Annotated in this window: 4 protein-coding genes; 1 reads left to right on the forward strand and 3 read right to left on the reverse strand. The window is 51.1% G+C overall.

What is annotated here, in order from left to right; all coding sequences use genetic code 11:
* Nucleotides 1-602: trimeric intracellular cation channel family protein (locus ABEV74_RS20700; RefSeq protein ID WP_430149195.1), on the reverse strand; the 602-nt coding region annotated here is incomplete at its 3' end.
* A 192-nt stretch (nucleotides 603-794) separates the two neighbouring features.
* Here ABEV74_RS20700 and ABEV74_RS20705 point away from each other — a divergent pair.
* Nucleotides 795-1,445: a thiamine diphosphokinase gene (locus ABEV74_RS20705; protein WP_430149189.1), complete on the forward strand. Its 651-nt coding sequence runs from the start codon at nucleotides 795-797 to the stop codon at nucleotides 1,443-1,445.
* A 5-nt stretch (nucleotides 1,446-1,450) separates the two neighbouring features.
* Here the strand turns inward: ABEV74_RS20705 and ABEV74_RS20710 are convergent, their stop codons facing one another.
* The gene (locus ABEV74_RS20710) at nucleotides 1,451-1,573 is read right to left on the reverse strand and encodes a hypothetical protein (RefSeq protein WP_280515292.1); all 123 of its coding nucleotides are present in this window, start codon (nucleotides 1,571-1,573) and stop codon (nucleotides 1,451-1,453) included.
* A gap of 627 nt (nucleotides 1,574-2,200) precedes the next feature.
* A partial coding sequence (locus ABEV74_RS20715; protein ID WP_430149192.1) for a copper amine oxidase N-terminal domain-containing protein occupies nucleotides 2,201-3,459 on the reverse strand: 1,259 nt, incomplete at its 5' end.

Below are 3,459 nucleotides of genomic sequence, written 5' to 3' on the forward strand. Positions count from 1 at the left end.
TGCCGCAGCGAACGCCGCGGCAGCTTCCATCTGTAATAGACGGACAGCATCCGAAACACAATGACGAGCGCGAACAGAACGAGCAGCTCCAACGGCGATTCGGCCCATCCGAGTCCGACGGCAACGCCCGCCAGCAGCGCCCATACGGCATAGATTTCGTCCCGCAGCACGAGCGGCTTGCGGCCGGCCAGAACGTCGCGAATCATGCCGCCGCCGATGCCCGTCAGCATCGCCGCAACCATGACGGCGCTGAGCGGATGGTTCATCGATGTCGCGTACAGTGCGCCCTGAATGGCAAATGCGGCCAAACCGATCGCATCGAAGAACGCTTCGCTTTTCCGCCATCGTTGAATCCAGTTCGCCGGCAGCAGAAATGCGATCGTCATGGCCGCGACGGCGATTTTCAGCAGCGTGCCCTGACTCCACAGCGTCGTCACCGGTATGCCGATCAGCAAATTGCGCACGACGCCGCCGCCGAACGCCGTCACCAGACCGAGAACGAATACGCCGAGGATGTCGTATTCCTCCTCCATCGCAACGACCGCTCCGCTCACAGCAAAGGCGATCGTCCCGATAATACTGAATACCGTAAAAATATCCATATCAACCGCCAATTTCGTCTGCCCCCGCTTATGCGTAAATGATGTCCGAGCCGTTTCCGAACGAAATCCGTCCTTCCCATTGTAGCCTTGCAAACCCGCCGGCGCAAGATGAAAGCCGGGACTTGGAAATGTCTGTTGTCGGCAGTATACTGACAGAGGTTGCAATTTGTTTATGAAGGCAGGTTGTTGTTTATGAACGGTGCGCGCGTCATCATTTTTGCCGGCGGCAGGCTGGGCGATTGGGCGCTTTCGCTCATCCGTCCGCACGATCTTCTGATCGGCGCGGACCGCGGAGCGCTGTTCCTTGTACGGCACGGCGTAACGCCGGACATCGCGATCGGCGATTTTGATTCCGTTACGCCGGACGAGCTCGAGCTGATCCGCTCCGCCAGCCGAACGTTCCGCGACTGCGATCCGGTCGACAAAGATTATACCGATACCGAGCTCGCGTTCCGCGAAGCGCTCGCCCGCCAGCCTGACGAAATTGTCATTGCCGGCGGTCTCGGCACGCGATTCGACCATTCGATCGCCAACATCCACTTGCTGGTCGCGGCGCTCGAACGCGGAGTCGACGCGGTCATCGAGGACGAATTCAACGCGGTAAGGCTGGCGCAGCCGAGAAGGCCGCTCACGTTGACGAAAGGACGGTTCTCCCAAATCTCGCTGCTGCCGCTCACGATGACCGTCAAAGGCATTACGTTGTCCGGCTTTCGCTATCCGCTCCGCGATGCCGAGCTTCGCATGGGACAATCGCTCGGCATCAGCAATCAATGGGCCGAACCGTCAGGCGTCATCGTTTTCCGCGAAGGGCTGCTGCTCGTGATCGAAAGCCGCGACGGATAAAACCGCTACCCGCGGTCGTGATCGGGCGGGGTTACGATCGTCAAGTCGCCCGTATATTTGCGGCTCATCAGCTTGCGCGTCTCTTTGTCGTGATTCTCTTTGCCGCCGGATTCGGCGGAAGGCCGCATCCGCTTCGTCCCATTCCGTACCGGGCACCCGCTTCCGGTGCTCCCGTCTGACGTGAATAACGTAATACCTATTCCGTTTGCTGACGACCGGCTCATGAAGCGCCTTTTTGTATTTGCTCGTCGTCTCGTGTCCAACGACACAAAAAGTAGTCTCAATGGTGACAATACATAATTGAGACTGCTTGCTTGTCAATTTGTTTAAACCCGGTAGAGACGCAAAATGCCTGTTGCCGACAAACGAAATTGTTTGAATGTATAGCATGGTTTCAAAATGGATTGATAATCAGCCAGGACGCCGCTGAGCGCCTTACGAGAATCGGGGGCGATATGCTGCCGCTCATGCTGCCTTTTTTTCCATCGGGGGGCCATCTGAAATCGAGGGGGAGCTATGCCTTCGGCATCGATTCATATCCCCGTTTGCTTGACAAAACTTGTACTGGTAACGAGAAAAAGACGCCTTCAGACGTCTTTTTCCGGATTGAGTATACATTCCTTCATTGCCGCGAAAAATGGTAGATACTAGAACTACGTTGATGAACGGAAGATTCAACGGGCCTGGACACGCTCCTCACGGTCGCTTCAGTTATCTATAAGAGATAACCAGAGGTGTTCCTCGTAACTATTTTGTTACTTGCCAATGGTGTACGTATAAGTCAGTGTTTCACCGCTCTCTATAGATGTGCGCGTGAAATATAGCGTGTCGCCTACTTCTTTTACCAGCTTTAAGTCGAAGAACTGGTGGAACTCCGTGCTATTGTATCCAACATTTTCGCTAGCGGCCTGATCTTCTTCCGAATAAAATCGCTGGTACAGTTTTACGCTTTCTTTCTTAACCAAGTCAATCAGGACAAGATACGGGGTATTGAATGGCCTCACCAGCATATATTTATCCGTTACTTTTTCAATCATCATCCGATCTTCGATACCGGTCAACGCCTGAAGATCATATATTTTAATGATCTCTCCTTCGGCATTCATGATTTGAACCTGAATGCCATCGGACAAAACTGCCTTCTCATCGTATCGGTCCATATGTTTGAGTGGATATTCCCCGCTGTACTCCAGTTCGGAATGATTCAGCACCTGTCCATCCTTCAGAAACAGCCCGTGCCGTACATAGTTTACGCCGATACCATGCACTGCCAGATTCATAGACAACCAGCGGTTCGAAGCGCTTAGTTTTTCTGCTTTAATCGAACTGAATGTCGGCCCCGATCCACTTCCGGCAGGAAGCTTATAGCTACCCAGCTTAATCGACGACTGTCCTCCAGTACTGCGGTAAAGCGTACCCTTCAAATGGTCGAACCAATACATTTCATGATCAAGCGATGTCGATATGAAAGGGGAATTGTCCTTAATAAGGACTGTCCTTGTTTGTGCATCCCACTTTGCCTCACCGTCAAACCACTCTGCAACGAAGCGAACTGGTACATAGATACGTTGCTTGTATATTTTAAGAGGGACATCCAGTAAATAGGTTTGGCCATTTGACAAAAATTTGTTCGTTCGGGTGGAAAGTACCAATTCCTTGCCAGGCTGAATGAAGGTTGCTGTTTTCTGTTTTTGGTTCCATTGCACCATCAACTGTAAAATCGAAGCAAGATCTCTGAGCGGTAAGAAGATTCGTCCCTTTTCGATAACCATTTCTTGTGTAATTTCCGGAAATTCAGAAACGAATCTGGATTCATATCGAATTTTCACTGTCGACTTGGCTTCTGCATGCACAGAAGAAAATGACGAAAACGATAAACATATGATCAGAGCTAGTGATGACAACCATAAATTATTTTTTTTCAACTTTAAGTCACCTCCCTCACATTTTTCTAAATTAAGCCTATTATATAAACTACTATAAATTACTGGAAAGATCAAGTCCAAATTATTGT

Origin of the sequence: Paenibacillus cisolokensis (assembly GCF_050481165.1) — a bacterium.
GTDB lineage: Bacteria > Bacillota > Bacilli > Paenibacillales > Paenibacillaceae > Paenibacillus_AH > Paenibacillus_AH cisolokensis.